Source organism: Ginsengibacter sp., assembly GCF_057362405.1.
The window spans coordinates 45,075-63,141 of the sequence record NZ_JBMQQG010000055.1 but is presented as its reverse complement, the minus strand read 5'-3'; the positions used below and the strand labels follow the sequence as shown (position 1 = coordinate 63,141).

The 18,067-nt window shown below is 37.8% G+C and carries 15 protein-coding genes and 1 pseudogene; 7 read left to right on the top strand and 9 right to left on the bottom strand.

The window, feature by feature from the left end; translation table 11 throughout:
* From ACO1O5_RS04870 to ACO1O5_RS04860, 3 genes and pseudogenes are all read left to right on the top strand, one after another.
* Window positions 1-526, top strand: a pseudogene (locus tag ACO1O5_RS04870) (M1 family peptidase); the annotation flags it as partial.
* A gap of 26 nt (window positions 527-552) precedes the next feature.
* A complete protein-coding gene (locus ACO1O5_RS04865; protein ID WP_486268715.1) occupies window positions 553-2,061 on the top strand; it encodes a lipopolysaccharide biosynthesis protein in 1,509 nt (502 codons plus the stop codon).
* A 19-nt stretch (window positions 2,062-2,080) separates the two neighbouring features.
* Entirely contained in the window at window positions 2,081-2,734 is a 654-nt protein-coding gene (locus tag ACO1O5_RS04860; protein WP_486268714.1) for an HD domain-containing protein, read from the top strand.
* 88 nt (window positions 2,735-2,822) lie between these two features.
* Here the strand turns inward: ACO1O5_RS04860 and ACO1O5_RS04855 are convergent, their stop codons facing one another.
* Window positions 2,823-3,524, bottom strand: a complete 702-nt coding sequence (locus tag ACO1O5_RS04855) for a twin-arginine translocation signal domain-containing protein (RefSeq protein WP_486268713.1) — start codon at window positions 3,522-3,524, stop codon at window positions 2,823-2,825.
* 118 nt (window positions 3,525-3,642) lie between these two features.
* Between ACO1O5_RS04855 and ACO1O5_RS04850 the strand changes: the two genes are divergently transcribed.
* Window positions 3,643-4,827, top strand: a complete 1,185-nt coding sequence (locus tag ACO1O5_RS04850; RefSeq protein ID WP_486268712.1) for an NAD(P)/FAD-dependent oxidoreductase — start codon at window positions 3,643-3,645, stop codon at window positions 4,825-4,827.
* A 66-nt stretch (window positions 4,828-4,893) separates the two neighbouring features.
* Here the strand turns inward: ACO1O5_RS04850 and ACO1O5_RS04845 are convergent, their stop codons facing one another.
* The 3 genes from ACO1O5_RS04845 to ACO1O5_RS04835 form a co-directional block, all read right to left on the bottom strand.
* Window positions 4,894-7,359 (bottom strand): outer membrane beta-barrel protein, encoded by a 2,466-nt coding sequence (locus ACO1O5_RS04845; protein WP_486268711.1) that lies wholly within the window; start codon window positions 7,357-7,359, stop codon window positions 4,894-4,896.
* 268 nt (window positions 7,360-7,627) lie between these two features.
* A complete protein-coding gene (locus ACO1O5_RS04840) occupies window positions 7,628-8,959 on the bottom strand; it encodes a prolipoprotein diacylglyceryl transferase (protein ID WP_486268710.1) in 1,332 nt (443 codons plus the stop codon).
* A 113-nt stretch (window positions 8,960-9,072) separates the two neighbouring features.
* Complete coding sequence (locus tag ACO1O5_RS04835; protein ID WP_486268709.1) at window positions 9,073-9,486, bottom strand: BrxA/BrxB family bacilliredoxin; 414 nt, start codon at window positions 9,484-9,486, stop codon at window positions 9,073-9,075.
* 190 nt (window positions 9,487-9,676) lie between these two features.
* Here ACO1O5_RS04835 and ACO1O5_RS04830 point away from each other — a divergent pair, with 190 nt between their 5' ends.
* The gene (locus tag ACO1O5_RS04830; protein ID WP_486268708.1) at window positions 9,677-10,102 is read left to right on the top strand and encodes an Hsp20/alpha crystallin family protein; all 426 of its coding nucleotides are present in this window, start codon (window positions 9,677-9,679) and stop codon (window positions 10,100-10,102) included.
* Window positions 10,103-10,156: 54 nt separating this feature from the next.
* Here ACO1O5_RS04830 and ACO1O5_RS04825 read toward each other — a convergent pair whose 3' ends face one another.
* The 5 genes from ACO1O5_RS04825 to ACO1O5_RS04805 form a co-directional block, all read right to left on the bottom strand.
* The gene (locus ACO1O5_RS04825) at window positions 10,157-11,554 is read right to left on the bottom strand and encodes a type III PLP-dependent enzyme domain-containing protein (protein ID WP_486268707.1); all 1,398 of its coding nucleotides are present in this window, start codon (window positions 11,552-11,554) and stop codon (window positions 10,157-10,159) included.
* Between the two features lie 118 nt (window positions 11,555-11,672).
* Window positions 11,673-12,017 (bottom strand): 50S ribosomal protein L20, encoded by a 345-nt coding sequence (gene rplT, locus ACO1O5_RS04820; protein WP_150416233.1) that lies wholly within the window; start codon window positions 12,015-12,017, stop codon window positions 11,673-11,675.
* Window positions 12,018-12,117: 100 nt separating this feature from the next.
* Window positions 12,118-12,315, bottom strand: a complete 198-nt coding sequence (rpmI, locus tag ACO1O5_RS04815; protein ID WP_150416234.1) for a 50S ribosomal protein L35 — start codon at window positions 12,313-12,315, stop codon at window positions 12,118-12,120.
* A 166-nt stretch (window positions 12,316-12,481) separates the two neighbouring features.
* Window positions 12,482-13,207, bottom strand: a complete 726-nt coding sequence (locus ACO1O5_RS04810) for a DUF4197 domain-containing protein (RefSeq protein WP_486268706.1) — start codon at window positions 13,205-13,207, stop codon at window positions 12,482-12,484.
* 58 nt (window positions 13,208-13,265) lie between these two features.
* Window positions 13,266-14,639, bottom strand: coding sequence for a chloride channel protein (locus tag ACO1O5_RS04805; protein WP_486268705.1), 1,374 nt, complete (start codon window positions 14,637-14,639; stop codon window positions 13,266-13,268).
* A 355-nt stretch (window positions 14,640-14,994) separates the two neighbouring features.
* Between ACO1O5_RS04805 and ACO1O5_RS04800 the strand changes: the two genes are divergently transcribed.
* Entirely contained in the window at window positions 14,995-16,785 is a 1,791-nt protein-coding gene (locus tag ACO1O5_RS04800; protein ID WP_486268704.1) for a chloride channel protein, read from the top strand.
* A 154-nt stretch (window positions 16,786-16,939) separates the two neighbouring features.
* On the top strand, window positions 16,940-18,055 hold the full coding sequence (locus ACO1O5_RS04795) for an endonuclease/exonuclease/phosphatase family protein (RefSeq protein ID WP_486268703.1): 1,116 nt from the start codon (window positions 16,940-16,942) through the stop codon (window positions 18,053-18,055).
* Window positions 18,056-18,067: the final 12 nt, after the last annotated feature.

Below are 18,067 nucleotides of genomic sequence, written 5' to 3'. Positions count from 1 at the left end.
TTGGTTTGGCAAAAAAGCGGCAGAAGAATATGAAATCGGCATCAGGAAAAATATTGAGAACAAAAAACCCATCATCTCACCGTACGGGGTAAACGCAGATGGGCCGATAGATATATATTACAAGGCATCGAACATGCTGCATACCATTCGCCAGGTAATAAATAATGATTCACTTTTCAGAAATATTTTAAGAGGATTAAATAAAGCATTCTACCACCAAACAGTTACCAGCAAACAAATTGAAGACTATATTAGCAAAACATCCAAAATAGATTTCTCTAAAGTATTTGACCAGTATTTACGTACTATTAAAATTCCAACATTGGAGTATTCCATAAAAAACGGTATTCTTTCCTATCGCTGGACTAACGTTGTTCCCGGGTTTAATATGGCGGTAAAAATTTATAATGCAAAAGGAACGCTAATGTTTATCTATCCAAAAGAAAAGATGCAACAGTTAAAATGGAACATTGCGCGACTAAAAGTTGACGAAAATTTTTATATCTATACAAATCAAATTAATTAAAATAATTTAGTGCCTTAAACTCATCTATGTCGCAGATACGAAGGCAAAGTATCATCTCAACGGTTTTTGTTTACGCTGGCTTTTTTATTGGCTTTATTAATACCTACCTCTTTACCAGGCAGGGTTCTCCCTTCACGCCATCTCAATATGGTTTAGCATCCACTATTTTTATAGCAGTAGGTAACCTCATGTTTGCCTTCGCCAATATGGGAATGATTTCTGTGATCTATAAGTTTTATCCTTATTACAACGACAACCTGCCAAAAAAGAAAAATGATTTGCTAACATGGGCGCTTCTTATAAGCCTTATAGGATTTGGCTTTGTAATTATCGCTGGAATCATCTTTAAAAACCTGGTAGTGCAAAAATTCGGCGCACATTCACCTGAATTTATCCAATACTATTTCTGGGTTTTTCCTTTCGGGCTGTCGCTGCTGGTATATTCTATCCTTGAAGTATTTGCCTGGAATCTTCGACAATCAATTTTAACAACATTCTTAAGGGAAGTACTTTTTCGTTCATTAACTACCATACTTATTTTTCTACTAAGCCTTAAAGTCATCAATACCTTTGACACTTTCATCAAATTGTATGCATGCACTTACGGTGTTATTGCTTTGGTGTTGCTCATTTACCTCGTATGGAAAAAAGAACTGTATCTCCCATTTTCGATCAGCAGGGTTACTAAAAAATTTTACAAAAAGATTATTTCGTTGGCATCGCTGGTTTATTTTGGTGGCACTGTACTTATGATAGCCCAGTTTATTGATTCGCTGGTCATCATGTCCGTTCTGGGTACGGCCGCTGCTGGTATATTTAATCTTGGAAGCGTGGTTGCAGGTTTGGTTCAGGCCCCGCAAAGAGGCGCTATTGCTGCATCTGTGCCTGCACTTTCCCAGGCATGGAAAGATAAGGATTACCAAAAAATTACCCGCATTTATCAACGATCGGGTATCAATCTTCTCATTGCTTCTTTAGGTATTTTCTTAGTAGTGTGGCTCAACTATATTGATGCTGTAACAACTTTTAATCTTAAACCTGCCTATCTGCAATCGCAATGGATTTTTTTCTTTTTGGGAATGGCACGAATCATCGACTTAGGCACAGGCGTAAACGCACAAATTATCGGTACCTCTATTTTCTGGCGATTCGATTTGCTAAGTGGCATCATTCTGTTTGTACTAATAACACCACTGAGCTACCTCCTTGTTAAACATTTTGGCATCATAGGTGCCGGTTATTCCTACGTAATATCATTTACTATTTACAATCTTATCCGGATTATTTTTTTACAGAGAAAATTTAAAATGCATCCATTCAGTTATAAAACACTTTATGCAATTATTATAGCGGCGGTTTGCTTTTATATATGTTACTATACGTTTATGAATTTCCACGGCTTTCTGGCAATGGTTTTAAAAAGCATTGTATTTATTGCTCTGTATGGAGGCGCGATTATTTATTTTGATCTCACACCCGATGCATTGCCCGTAATTGAAAGTATTAAGAACAGGGCAAAAAAAATGCGAAAGTAGTCTTTGATATATTTACAAAATGAACCAGGACGATTTAATTAGCAAAACGGTAGCGTACGTAAAAAAAGAATTAGATGGCGCAGAAGGCGGCCACGACTGGTGGCACATTGAGAGAGTTTGGAAGAATGCAAAATTGATTTCTAAGTCTGAGTCCGTAGATATTTTTGTTGTAGAACTGGCGGCGCTTTTACACGATATTGCGGATGCAAAGTTTCATGACGGCGATGAAAATATAGGCCCTGAAAAAGCAAAGCTGTTTCTTGAGTCCCATTCAATAGACAATGAGATTATCCATCATGTTGAAAACATTATCGGGAACGTTTCATTTAAGGGAGGAAATTTTAAGAATGATTTTCATTCGATGGAGTTAGCCGTTGTGCAGGATGCTGATAGGTTAGATGCTATGGGTGCTATTGGAATAGCGAGAGCTTTTAATTATGGAGGGTTTAAAAACAGGGAAATTTATAACCCTGCAATTACTCCTGATCTGCAAATGAACAAAGAAGCTTATAAAAAAAGTAACGCTCCAACTATCAATCATTTTTATGAAAAACTACTATTGCTAAAAGAACTGATGAATACTGAGACGGGAAAAAGATTGGCTGAAGAAAGACATCGATTTATGCAATTTTTTTTGGAAGAATTTTATAGCGAATGGGAAGGGAAGAGATAATGTTACCGATGCTCATAAAATATAAAAGGGATTTTCAAAATCCCTTGTGTTTTATATTGAACTCTTTCCGGCAAGAAACCTTCAACGGTTACCCCGCATAGCAATAAGCGCATCCGTGTTCCTGCGCTCTGCCTACGGCCCATACACCCGACGGAACAATTTGTATTCCTGGTAATACTCCGGACTTCCAATCGTCATATACCGTTTTCGGATCCATCTTCATTTTGTCTGCGGCTACGGCGCTAAGCACAGTCAACGCCATGTTGCAAACGCAAATCATAATTCCATGATCCTGCAATTGATTAATGCCTATCTCCACATTACCTATACCCGGCACTTTAAAATCGCCCGGTTTTGGCTGCCAATACATATTCCTTGTCGATGGCGCTTTTGTGACAGGATCTTTTACATTAAAGAATTCGCCAAACTTATATTTTTCCCAAAGACGACTTTCCATTGCATAGCCAATTGTTTCATGACGTAGTACCAAAACAATACCCAGGTCGTTTTCGGAGGCGCCGGTCATAGTATTGGTGAGTTGATAAATCTTTGGCCAGGCAAAAGTGAGCGTTTCATTTGGTGCAACTGCATCAAATACAATTCTGTGCTTCCCTTTTTTGTCGAGCTGATTAAACCAGGCATCTGCATCATCAGTGCTGTTTTCCAGTGGCGAAGCAGATAATTTAAATGGTGGCGCAAAAGTGGATAAACTTAATGCAGCAGCGCCCGTGGCTACATTCTTTAAAAATTTGCGACGATCATTAGCCTGATTGGAGAATTCCTTTTTCATTTTTTTTGAAATTTAAGATGAGTAAATCGTGGCTTCAGACATGAAAAAATACTATTTTTTTAATTTATATTATAATATTTTTCCTGATTTTTTAAAGGGTAAATTCCTAATTTGAAGAATGATTTTCGATTGCATCGTAATAGGTAAAGGACTAATAGGTTCTGCCGCTGCCAGGTATCTCAGCCAATCGCAAAGCAACGTGGCCGTTATCGGGCCTGAGGAACATCCTGATGTGAGTAAAGCAATTGTGTTTTCAAGCCATTACGACCAGGGACGGGTTCAGAGAATTATAGGAACTGACCCGGTGTGGACTTTACTTAATCTTCAATCTTCGGACCAATATAGTTTTCTTGAAAAAGAAACCGGAATCACTTTTCATTCGGGAGCTGGTTGTCTTTATGTAAATCCTGCAGGTGCGGACAATTATCTTGAACAAGTAGAAAAGCAATCCATCCAGTTTAAATTGAAATATGATTTTTTTAGAAACGGTGATGCAATTGAAAAATCTTTTAATGATTTTAATTTCCCGGCGTCATCACAAGGGATATTTGAAAGCTCACCATCTGGCTATATAAATCCCCGACTATTGATCAAAGCCCAATTAAATTTATTTCGCAAAAACAATGGAACCGTAGTTGATGAAATAGCCAATGAAATTGAACACGAAGAAGACTACCTGCAAATAGAAACGATAAATGGAAATGCCTATAAGGCAAAAAAAGTATTGTTATGTCCCGGTGCATTTGTCAATTTTTTTAATCTTATAAAAAACAAATTGGCGCTGTCATTAAAAGGAGAAACCACGCTTTGGGCAAAAGTAAACGCAAAGGAAGCAGATCGTTTATCAAAGCTCCCTTCCCTATTATATGAAATAGAAGACGCTGCCTATAAAAATATTTACTTAATTCAGCCGGTTCTATATCCTGATGGAAATTATTATTTGAAAATGGGATGCAATTTGCCTGGAGATATTTATTTCGATAACATCGAAGATATACAGCATTGGTTTAGAAGCGGAACAAGTGATACTAATTTAGAAGTATTGAAAGATGCACTGTTAGAAATTATCCCGGGGCTTCAAACACAAGAATATTTCACAAAGAGATGCATTGTGAGTTTTACCAAACATCGAAAACCATATATAGGCCAGCTGGATGAAACCAGCGTATTTGTTGCATGCGGCGGAAACGGGTATTCCGCAATGTGTTCAGATGCATTGGGTAGCATTGCTTCGCACTTGCTGACTGAGGGTGAATTTCCAAAAGAATATTCCGCAGCCACCTTTCAACCTGTGTTTGCATAAGGTATATAAAAAAGGCTACCCTGGATTCGAGCAGCCTTTTCGTGTATTTGTCTCCGTTAGGTACAATTAATCTCCGGTCTTCACACGATTTTGTTCATCTGAAGCGCTGCCTGATTTTCTTCGCTGTTGATTTTGTAAGGGCTTCCCGAAACTATAAGTAAACGTTAACGATGCTGCCCGCGAATCACGCGTGTTTTTAATTCTAACATCAATATCCTGGTAATTTACATAGCCGGCAAAAACCTGTGAGTTAAAAATATCTCTCACACTCAATTTAAGGCTGCCCTTGTTTTTCATGATCTTTTTTTGGAGCCCTGCATCAGCACGCCACATTGGATTTGCGATGATCTGTCCTTCCAAACCTTTGGTGCGGTAGAATCCACTAAGTTCAGCGCTCCATCCTTTTTTAAATTTCAGTTGGTTACTGATGTTTGCAAAAAATGTAACGTTGTTTAACTTAAGATATCCGCCATCCAATTCTCCCTTATAGGTATCACTAATTACATTGGTATAAATATTCGTCGATAGAAATTTAGTTACCGGGAAGTAAGCGCTTACGGCAAGCCCGAAATCGGTTCTTGATGCGATGTTCTCTTTTGTGTCGAATGTAATTCTTTGGCTGGTGATTTGTTTAAGCACTTCAGTAAATACATTTTTTGTATGACTGTAGTTAATCGTCGTGGTTAAAAAATTATTATAAGTATGTGACAATTCAATATTATCAGTAAACTGTGGCTGCAGCAATGTATTGCCCACCTGGTAAGTGTAAGCGTCCAGGAAATAATAGAAAGGATTAAGATCCTGGTAATTTGGACGGTCAATTCTGCGACCATAGTTTATCGCAAATGTATTTTTCTTATTGGCTTCATAACTCACATAAACTGTTGGAAAAAGATTTACATAATTTTTATTGAATGTAGAATCCGCCCTTGTCGAATCGCCAACCTGGTGCCCGTAGGCATTGGTGTTTTCAGCACGAAGCCCTGCCTGGATTCCAAATTTTTTAATCTGCCTGCTATAGTTGATATATGCAGCATTGATGTTTTCTTTATAAATAAAATGATTTGTTTTGCCCTCATCAGTAACATAACCAGAGGACGTATTATTTTGGTACAGGGCATCATTATCGGTAGTAACATAACTGCTTTTTAAGCCCGCTTCAATTTTTGCAGATTTCTTTAGAGGAAAAGTGAAATCTGTTTTTGCTGCATATATGTTTATGTTGGAAGGCAATGTACCTTTCAATTCACTTTGCGGCATGGTAGGGTTATACATGGGATCGAGGAACTGGTTCGTTAAAAACTGGTTCCTGTTTTGATAGTAATTCAGGTAATCAAGATCAATGGAATACTCTTTGCCTGTTGTATCAAACTTGTGACGAAGATTTACATTTAACGACACATTGTTAGATTTACTTTTTTGAGTGTTATCAGCAATGAGGATGGAATCAATAGATTGCTGTGAATCTTCCAGTAGAGTTTTGTTTAACCCGTTGTTATCACCAGGATTAAGAAATCCGGAAAAAACTATTCCCGCGGTCGTTTTTTTATTTGCATAAAAATCTAATCCAACTTTAATATTTTGCCAGGTTGAGCTGTGTTGCATTATGGTTTCCTGGTTGAAAATAGTTTGCACTTGCTTACTGAGTGTATCCCGGAACTTGCGATAGATGGAAAGGTCCTGCCAGCCTTTCCAATACGAATAATCAATATTGGCAAATGCATTTATTTTGCCCTTGCGATAATTTAAATTGATGCTGTTACTCGTGCGTGTGTATTTTGCCTGGGTTATTCCGGCTGTGATGCTTCCGTTTAAGCCCTTTAACTTATTCTTCTTCGTCTTAATATTTATGATACCTGAATTGCCGGCAGCATCATATTTTGCGGATGGGTTCGTCATAATTTCAATCTGGTCAATTGCTGAAGACGGCATATTTTTCAAAAGATTGGTCAACTGTTCTCCACTCAGGTAGGATGGCCTGCCATCCATCATTATTGTAACACCTTGTTTTCCTTTAAGGCTGATGTTACCGTCTTTATCAACTGTAACTCCAGGAGATTTTTCCAGCACTTCCAGGGCAGTGGTACCGGCGTTGGATATAACTGCGTCCACATTAATTACTGTCCGGTCAATCTTTCTTTCAATAAACGGCTTTTTTATTGATGCGGTAACACTTACGTCTGCAAGTGTCTTTGCAATAGTTGCCAGTTGCAAAACACCAGCCTTAGTCGGCGAAGCACTGTTAACTCTTACGGTAGAACTATACGTCTGCCTGTGGCCAGTAGAGGTGGCCAATAAATAATAAGTTCCGAAGGGAACATGTTCAAACAGGAAATTACCTGATTTATCTGCGAGGTTTATTTTAACCAGGGATGAATCTTTTATTTTATAAAGTGAAATTGTGGCTGCGTCAATGATTTTTTGATCTCCGCCGTCAATTACTTTTCCTGAAATACTTCCTTCGGGAGGCTGGGCTAAGGCAATCGTTGAGAAAACTATCAGGAAGGTAATAGTTAGAGTTAATCTGGTCATGTTCAAAATATTTTAAAATACTATGTTTAGAATATTACATCACAAAACTAAGTACTTTGTTTAGCATAGTACATAATTATACTTGGAAGGCAATATTCTTTTATGACCGGTACCGCTTGAAAGAAGTAATACGCTTAACAACATTCGATTGTTACCGCAGCAATGTAGAATTCGTGAGAGGAAATGTTCTGGCAATTCTAAGTAAGATCAATCAATTAACTTCTACAAATCAATATTGAATATTAGACCAGGCACCTGGTAATGCAACCTAAACTGTTCGGGAAGCAAATCGCCGTTTGAAGATTATTATTCCAATTAACCCAGTGGCAACAAGCGCAGCAGAGATCAATTCCGCCTGAGTGGGATGAATCCCAAATATTGAATAGGTCGTGTTTACGCGAATTGTCTCAACTGAAAATCTTTCAATTCCATTAAGGATAAGATAAATGCAAAACATAGCCCCGGGAATTTTTATTCGCCTTCGGATTAACCAGAGAAACAGAAATAGCAATGAGCAAGTAAGCGTTTCGTAAAAAGGTGTGGGAAATACCGGCTGTGGCAAAGCACGGCAATACCGGCCCTCACAATCATTTAGCAAGATCCCGTCTTCATTTACATTGTGTGGATAGGTGAATGCAAACATCCATTTGGGCAAGAACGACGGACCTTTAAAACTTTTATGGGGAACTTTATCGAGAGACTCTGCATGCCGGTCAGTAACATTTACTGTATTGCCTGAAGGGTCGGTTACTGATCCATTTAAAAAATAAGCGGCGTTTTGTTGCAATTTAGCATTAAACTCTTGTGGTGTTGCGGCTACTACATGTCCCGGTACGTCGCTTATATAGGCACTATTATAAATGCCCCAGTCACCATCGCCGGCAACCTGGCAACCGATACGGCCAATAGCATAGGCGATCATAAGCGCCGGCGCTGCTGCATCCGTAAGATGCAAAATACTAATACCCTTTTTTGAGGCATAAGCGCAAATAGCAATAGCAGCACAAATGAGGCCGCCATAAAAAGTAAGTCCGCTTGGTGAAATTAAATTGCCAATTGGGTTTTGTATGAACCTGTCCCAGTTTTCAAGGTTATCGAAAAGTTTGGCGCCAATAATTCCAAATACCAAAGCAAATATAACCATATCGCCTACCCTATCGTGCGGCCAAACTCTTATAATACGTTTTTCCGGTGTTACAAGTTTCTGTTTGCTTTTTTCGCGATATTTAAAATACACTAAAACAGCAGCTAATATTATTCCGCCAGCCCAACTGCCCGACGAAGAAAAAATATAATCCTGTATATCGATGTTTTGCGAACGGCTCGCGATAAAAACTCCAATTAATTTATATCCAAAAATAAAACCTACCAGTCCATTTATTATAAGATCCAAAAAAGAAGCGGGCTTGCCTGCCGTAATGCTTTCTTCGCGTGGTTGCAGGAGACCCTGTTTTTCTTTACGTTTAAGCTCAACCGTTAGAAAGTAAGCGGCAGCAATAAAAGCCAATGCAACAAAAATTCCGAAGGTGTAAAAAATTTTAAAGGCATTGATTTTCCATCCAAACCAATCGTTAATAGCATAGTATAAATTTGGATACATATCAGCCTTTTAGTTTAGAAAAATGAGTTGCGTGGTTTATTATACCTGGTAAGATAAGGGATAGAATGATGAAAAATCTACGGTTACTAAGAAACAAAATCAAAAATTTTAATTCAACAATATTCTTCAAAGGCAGCGGTAAGATTATTTGCAATCATTTGCGCTGATCTTCCTTCAATACTATGCCTCTCTATAAAATGAACGAGTTTCCCGTTTTTAAATAATGCAATAGATGGAGAAGAAGGAGGGTAAGGAAGTAAGTGTTCGCGAATATGATTAACAGCTTCGATATCAAAACCTGCAAAACTGGTAGTCAAGCGGTCAGGCTTTTTTGAACTGATTTCTACAGCATGCAATACACCTGGTCTCGCTGTACCTGCCGAGCAACCGCATACAGAATTGATAACGACCAAAGTTGTGCCTTCCTCACTAATGGCTCTATCTACTTCCTCATTGGTTGTCAATTCGGTAAACCCTTTATCAGTCAACACTGCTTTCATAGGTTTTACAATTTGCTCAGGATACATTTTGAAAATTTTAGAGTGCAAATTTACAGTAGTTAGATATTAATAAATCATTGTTTTTATAAACGTTTGTGAAATTTTGTCGTGCAATAAATCTTTATGCGCCATAGTGTCTTATAAAATATTTACAATTGACACAAAAACTCAAGTGGTACTTAATTTGATCTTACAGGAGAAATTAAAAATTAAATATATGACATACGTAAAATTCAACCAGCCATCATTGAAATCCTTGGATAGTTTCTTTGATAACCTGTTAAATGAAACTCCTGCGGTTCAAAGCAACGGATTCAATTTTCCGCCCGTAAACATTTCTGAAACAAAAGACAATTTTGAATTGGAATTTAATGTACCGGGAAGAAACAAGGAAGATTTTAAAATAACAGTTGACAAGAACATACTTACTGTTTCTTTTGAGAAAAAAGAAGAAGTTAAGGATGAAAACAAAAAGCAGGTTAAAAGAGAATTCACATTGCAACCATTCAAAAGATCTTTCACTTTAGATGATAAAGTTGTTGCAGATAACATCGCCGCTAAGTATGAAAACGGATTGCTTTTATTAAGTATCCCTAAAAAAGAAGAAGTTAAAGTTGAAGCAAAACAAATTGCGGTTAACTAAGTTTTATTGAATAAACGTTGATTGGTTAAACCTTCCCGTTTTCGGGGAGGTTTTTTATTTGTAGCCGAGTATCTTAAGCATGCTTTGAGCGCTCTGTTCTTTCGCATATACCCAATCAATTAATTTCCCATTTTTATCTCGCTCGAGAACTATATATTTTGGCGAAGGAATGAGGCAATGCTTTATACCTCCGTATCCACTTATCTGGTCCTGGTAAGCACCTGTGTGAAAAAAGCCAACATATAAAGGTTCTCCGTTATCAATCTTTGGCAAAAAAACTTCGTTTATATGCTCTTCGGAATCATAGTAATCATGGCTATCGCAGGTTATACCGCCAAGGGTTACACGCTGATATTCGCTATTCCATTTGTTTATGGGCAACATTAAAAATTTCTCGCCAATGCCCCATGTATCGGGTAGCGTTGTAATAAATGATGAATCTATCATGTACCAGGTTTCCCGGTCATTTTGCTTTTTTTCTTTTTCAACGCTGTAAATATGCGCCATGCTTTCTCCAACTGTAAAGCTTCCAAATTCGGTGTAAATATTTGGCATGGGAACCTTGCTTCGTTTACATCCAACCTTTATATTTCTTACAATCTCGTTAATCATAAACTGGTAATCATATTCAAAGCCTAGTGAGTGTTTTATCGGAAAACCGCCGCCTATATTGATGGAATCAAGCTCAGGACAAATTTTTCGCAGCTGGCAATACAGGTTAATAATTTTGTTGAGTTCACTCCAGTAATAAATGTCATCCTTTATTCCTTTGTTTAAAAAGATATGCAGCATTTTTAACTCGAATCTATGCTCATTGCCTTCAATTTCATCTACATAAAATTCAAGAATGTCGCGGCTGCGCATACCCAGCCGGGACGTATAAAATGGGAATGTAGGCTCTTCTTCTGCGGCTACCCTTATCCCAATTTTGAAAGGCACTCTTACTGATTTGCGATAAGCCTTTAATTCATCTTTATTATCAAGAATAGGAATAACATTTTTAAAGCCGGTGTTAAGCAATCTTGCGATGCGGCTGATGTATGGCTTTTGTTTAAACCCATTGCAGATGATAAAAATATCTTTGTTGATTTTCTTTGCCTCATACAATTTATTGATGATCTCTATATCGTATGCGTAAGATGTTTCGAGATGAATATTACTCTTAAGGGCTTCTTCAACGATAAAGGAGAAGTGAGAACTTTTGGTGCAATAACAATAAAAATACTGGCCTTCGTATTTATGTTTTTTAAAAGCATGCGCAAACATTTTCTTTGCTTTGCTTATCTGCTGCCCGATCTTGGGCAGGTAAGTAAATTTTAAAGGAGTTCCATATTTGTCGATTAATGCTTTTACGTCTACGTCGTTGTATTGCAGGTAGTCATCTTTTAAGTTAAAATCTTGCTGGGGGAAATTGAAGGTTTGATTAACTAACTCGAGGTAACTATTATTCATTAATTTATATTATGTTTTCTTTAAAATTTTTACAAATGTAATTGAATGATATATTCTTTAAATAAAAAAAAGCCGTCCCAAAAAAATCGGGGCGGCTTTAAAACAAGTAGTTGCGTTATTATTTTACTGAAAGAATAAGATTTTTAAAACTCTCAGGTTCGTTCATTGCCATATCTGCAAGTATCTTCCTGTTAAGGTCGATATTTTTTTCTGACAGTTTGTGAATGAATTGGCTGTAGGTCATTCCTTCTGCTCTTACAGCAGCGTTAATACGGGCAATCCATAAAGTCCTGTACTCACGCTTCTTAAGCTTACGGCCCACATAACTGTAGGTCATACCTTTTTCCATTACATTCTTAGCAACCGTATAAACATTTTTTCTTTTGCCATAGTAACCTTTGGCTGCTTTAAGAATCCTTTTTCTTCTTGCTCTTGATGCTACTGCATTTACTGAACGTGGCATAATTAATATTTTTATTTTTAAATCTTAGATTCAGGAATTCGCCCGGCTAAAATTTTTATTGATTTAATTGTTTTAGATTTTCTTCTTTCGAAGATGAGCTTTATTTCATTCGAAGTAGGCGCATCACAAATGGACGGTTGGCATCGCTCACCATACCTTTCTTGCGTAAACTGCGTTTACGCTTGGTCGTTTTTTTTGTTAAGATGTGGCGCTTGTAAGCCTTTTGAAATGTAATTTCACCGGTACCGGTTACTTTAAAGCGCTTTTTGGCGCTGGAGTTGGTTTTAACCTTTGGCATTTTTTTACTATTTTATTTTACACCCTCGCCGGCGTCCCGAACGGACGGGAACTTATGGAGCCATGTGGGCAATATGTTTTAAGAAACCCTGTTAGGCCAAAACATAAAATGCTTAACGGGGTGCAAATGTAGGATTTTATTTTGAAAAAATGCAAGGTAATTAACGTCACTTTATGCCGGTGTTGGCCTGCTGGTTTTGGCTGGCAAACACTTTCTTTAGGATATCTGTAACGCGGGCGGCAGGATCTTTCCTGATTTTTTGTTCTTCCAGCCCAATATGATAAAACAGGCCATCCAATGTTTTTTGAGTTACATAAGCGGTAAGATCAGTATTTACAGGATTTGTACTGAACTGGTTATAAATAGAAAATACGTCTTTCCAATATTTGGTGGCATTTGTATTATTCAACGATTTGGAGATAACAGGAGTGAAAGCGGTGATCAGTTCAGGGGTGGTTTTTTGCTTTAAATAATCGGTGGCGGCAAAATCTCCGCCCCTTAAAATTCCAAAGGCATCCTGAATAGTCATTTGTTTTATGGCATTCAAAAAAATATTTCCAACATATTTGGAAGCATCTTCAGCAGCCCTGTTCATGGATAATACTGATTTATCGACAACGCTTCCAAAACCTACATCGCGTAACGTTTTTTCAACTTTTTGCGCTTCAGGTGGCATCAATATTTTTACAGCTATATCCTTATAAAATCCGTCTGTTACACTTAAAATACGAGTTGAAGAATCTGTTCCTATTTTTAACGCTTCTTTCAAGCCTTGAACTACTTCATCGTTAGTGAGGCTGCCACTTCCCATACTATTTAAAATATTTTTTGCTGTATCACAGCCGGTTAAACAGGAGAAAATAACGACACTAAAAAGAGATATTTTTTTCATAAATATTTTTTGAATTATGAATTACATTATAAAGACATTGTATGAGCCCGGTAAACTCTTATTTTGTAACCGGCGGCCGCTTTTTATCATCGTCTTCATGGTAAAGATCATGCATGTTCTGAACCTTCAAATGATCATACAGCGAGTGTTTATCAACAAACATTGAAACGAGGCTGGCGATGAGCCCTGCAATCATCAGATGGAATATTACGTTGTGCCGGTCAGTCATTTCAAGTACTAAGATTGCAGATGTAAACGGGGTGCGGGTAACCCCTGTAAGAAAACCCACCATGCCACATAATATGAGCAGGTTGGCATTATTTGCTGACACCTCTAACCATCCCGCTATGAGTGAGCCAACACCAGCTCCGGCACCTAATGATGGTGCGAAGATTCCTCCGGCAGCACCGGTTGTAAAACTAAGGATAGTACCCACAATTCTATATATTGCAGTATACCACTCTACATTTTTGTCGGTGCTGAACAGAGAAGTGGTCATAATTTCCTTGCCAGACCCGAGTACACGCGGATCGAAAAAAAATGCGATCGCAGCAATTATCACAGCGCAAGCTAAAACATACAATATGTGCTGATAATGAAATTTAAATTTTTGTTTCCACCGAATAATAATCAGGATAATTTTCGACATGGTGCTGCCCAACAAACCCGCCGACACCGCAACTAATATCAATGGAAGAAATATGAATTTCGAAAGGCCGGTAACGTCCGGATAGCCGAGATACAAGTAGGGGCCTAACAAGCCCTGTGCTGTTAACCCTGCTATAATTACAGCTGTAAATAAAGCAGTCTTAAAATAACTAATATGCGTCTTGGTAAGTTCTTCTACTGCGAATACGATTCCTCCGAGTGGTGTATTAAATGCCGCGGCGAGTCCCGCTGCCGCACCAGTCATAATCATATTACGCTTGGAAATTTTGGGCCACCACGATGGCAGCCACTCATTAATTTTTCTAAAAATAGCTCCGGCAATTTGTATAGTTGGTCCCTCCTTTCCTATAAGGCCGCCGCCAAGTATCATTAAAAAACTCGAAATGCCCTTTACAAAAAAAACTTTCAGGCTTAATAGTTTGGTTACTTTCTTGTCATCTCGTGGAGTTGCGAGTTCAATAGCCGCCATAATTTCCGGGATACCGCTTCCACGGGCGTGCGGCGCAAAAAACTTCACTACCCAAAACGCAAGCAAAAAACAAACCGGAGTTACAATAAAGATTAACCAGGAATGCTGGTGAAAGATATTTAGATTTTTGCCTTCTAAATATGCAAATACTTTGGAGTAGAATACGGATACCAGGCCCGTTATGAGTGACGCCACCCAAAACGGAAGCGCCTGTAGAATATTTTGTTTTATTTTTTCATTCTTTATCCTGTCAAATGTTCTTTTTAAAATTCTTCTGATTTTTAGGATTGCCATTAATTTTTAGTTTCCGATCTTTTTTAGGTTGAAATAAAATTTCCGTCAAGATACTATTAAAAAGTAAATACGCATGCGTCAATTAATAACAGGCGATACTACAATAGATAATTATTAAATAAATTCCCTCAATTCACATACATCAAACCAATTTGTATGCCGAAGCCTTTACTGATTTCCCAATAAAAAAAGTGCAGGTTTGAGATTTGCTTTTATATAACCTCCCAATTTGTCGCATTACTACGACAATTCATCGACTGTTTATTTACACTTCCGATAACATTGTATTTTTTCATCTGCACTTATTTGTAATTACCTTCGCGAAAATTTAATAAAAAAAGTATCTGCTGCTAAAATGTACGAAAAGTTTTTAAGGTATATAGAAAGAATAAATCAATGGCGCAAACTTAGAATCTCCAATTCAAATTTTTTAATTATTGCTGCTGCGGTAGTAGGTATTATGGGGGGAATTGCTGCTTCTGTTTTAAAAGAACTCACACATTCTGTAGCTACCTTTCTTCAAAACGATTTACACTGGGAGTATAAATATTATCTCTATTTTTTCTTCCCGCTCATTGGCATATTACTAACAGTAATATATATACGCACATTTATCCGTCGCAGCAAGTTTCAACATGGCATTGCTCCGATATTGTATAATATTTCTCACAATTCCAGTAAACTTGATTTTCATAATATTTATAGCCAGGTCATAAGTAGCGCCCTTACTGTGGGGCTGGGTGGATCTGCCGGGCTGGAGGCCCCTTCTGTTTCAAGCGGCGCATCGATAGGTTCCAACATAGGGCGTTTTTTTGGATTGAACTATCGCGATACTTCCCTCTTGCTGGCTTGTGGCGCAGCGGCGGGAATTTCGGGGGCCTTCAATAGTCCCGTAGCAGGGATGATCTTTGCCATCGAAGTAATTATGCCAGAATTTTCTATTCCCGCTTTTATCCCTTTACTCATTGCATCGGCATTTTCTTCAGTTGTTTCACAACTTATCTATAAAGAACCACTTTTTGTGTTTGTTACGCGGGGAGATTGGGTTTTGAACGCCTTTTGGTATTACATTGTATTCGGCATTATCGTAGGCGTTTACTCCGTATTCTTTAGCCGGTTGAATACTTATTTGTCTGACGTTTTCGCCAAAATAAAAAACAGGTTCGGACGAGTTTTTATTGGAGGCATAACGTTGGGAATTATGATTGCTTTAATACCTACATTATATGGCGAGGGTTATATTACTATTCAGAAATTATTAGATGGCAACTATCAAACATTACTTACTAATAGCTTCTTCTCAAAATACCAAAACATCGCATGGGTGCTGCTGGCATTTGGCGCATTAACTGTGATAGGCAAATCATTGGCGTGCATTATTACCTTAGGCAGCGGCGGTAATGGTGGTATGTTTGGGCCAAGTATGGTCGTGGGTGGTTTAATTGGTTTTGTCTTTGCCTTTGGCCTCAATCAAACGGGCATGGTTAACCTAAACGTTACCAATTTTATTATCGCAGGAATGGCCGCTTCATTAAGTGGCGTAATGCATGCTCCGTTAACCGGCATTTTTCTCGCTGCCGAAATTACGGGAGGATATGCCCTGATGGTGCCCCTGATGATAGTGGCCGCCATTTCTTATTTTATCAACAAAGGCAATCTGAAATATTCCATTTATACAAAAGGATTGGCAGAACAGGGTAATTTGGTATCAACCGAAAACAAGGAGCACAATGTGCTTAGAAGACTGAAATTGAAATACCTTATAGAGAAGGACTTTGTAATATTAAGGCCCGATGAAACGCCACGCAGCAGGAGCTCGGACATTATTCATACAACCAAAAATATTTTCCCGGTTGTTACATACGAGGGCGAATTAACGGGCATTATTTTCAGTGATCAGTTATTGGAATTACTTGTGAGCAACAAACCCGAAGATCACAATCGATTGATAAAAGATATTGCTCAGCCACCAGATAAAATTGTTAATATAAATACCTCAATGTTTGAAGTGATGCAAATTATGGATAGCCTTGATTTCCGCATTTTGCCTGTAACCGGACCGAACAATATCTACCTGGGATTCGTTACAAAAAACAGCATCTTCAACAAATACCGGCATATTTTAAAGAGGCACGAGAATGAATAACAACCTACATGATGATTCATTGGCAACTGGTTCGGGAAAAAATACCATAAAGAAATTGGAAAAAGTTTTTGCCGGTATTAAAAAGTTCCCTGTTTAAATTCATAAATATTAAAATATATTATTCCGATTCGAAAAAATACTTTAAAAATGATTTATGGCAGGCAGAAGATCGCTTTTTAGATCCATTTTAATTTTACTAAATACAATTGTGATTATTGCTTACTTAATCACATGCCTTTCGCCATTTGCAAATACTGGTGAGGACTGGTTTTTAGCATTACCCGGCCTTGTTTTCCCACTAATATTTTTTGCGCTTGTATTCTTTATTATATTATGGTTCTTCTTAAAACCGAAGTGGGGGTGGGTTTCGTTAATCTTTTTATTATTGGGAATCCAACAAATTTTTGCTGCATTTGCTTTTCATTTTCCTGCAAAATTTTCTCCTGGAAAAAAAGCTAACACTTTACGCGTTTTTCAATGGAATCTTTCCGGCTGGGGTGAAGGTAGTAGCAATGGAAACAATGAGAAATATTATCAGGCCCTAATGATGGATTTAATAAAAGACCAGAATGCTGACGTACTCTGTTTTGAAGAATTTTATGACCGGATTACGCCTGGCAATATTGAACCCAATATTGCCAGCTTAACAAATATGGGATATTCCTATCATTATTTTGTTGCCACAGAATCAATAAAAAATGAAAGCGAATCCGGTATCGCAATATTCTCACGATATCCCATCATCGCCTCAGCAAATTATAGTTTCAATAAAGATTCCACCATGAGTGAACACTTACTTTATAGTGACATAAAAGTTGAACAAAAAACTTTCAGAATATTTGCCACGCATTTGCAATCTGTCCATTTCCAGGAAAAAGAATATGAAAGCTTAAGCAGAATGAAACATGGGCATGAAAGCGGATTCCGTGATTCGCGAACGATCGTTTCAAAATTAAAACGCGGATATGTGTCCCGTTACAGGCAGGCAGTGCTTGTGAGCCAAAAAATTAAAGAGAGCCCCTATCCATCTTTTATCTGTGGTGATTTTAATGATGTTCCCAATTCCAGCACCTATTTTAAAATAAAAGGAAATTTACAGGATGCCTTTTTACAAAAGGGCTTTTTCATTGGCCGCACATTTCGTTATATTTCTCCCACCTTAAGAATTGATTACATTTTGGCCGATAAACAATTTACCGTAACTCAGTTCCAACGCATAAAAGTACCCTATTCAGATCATTATCCTGTAGAAGCAGACCTGCAATATTGATATCTAACGGTG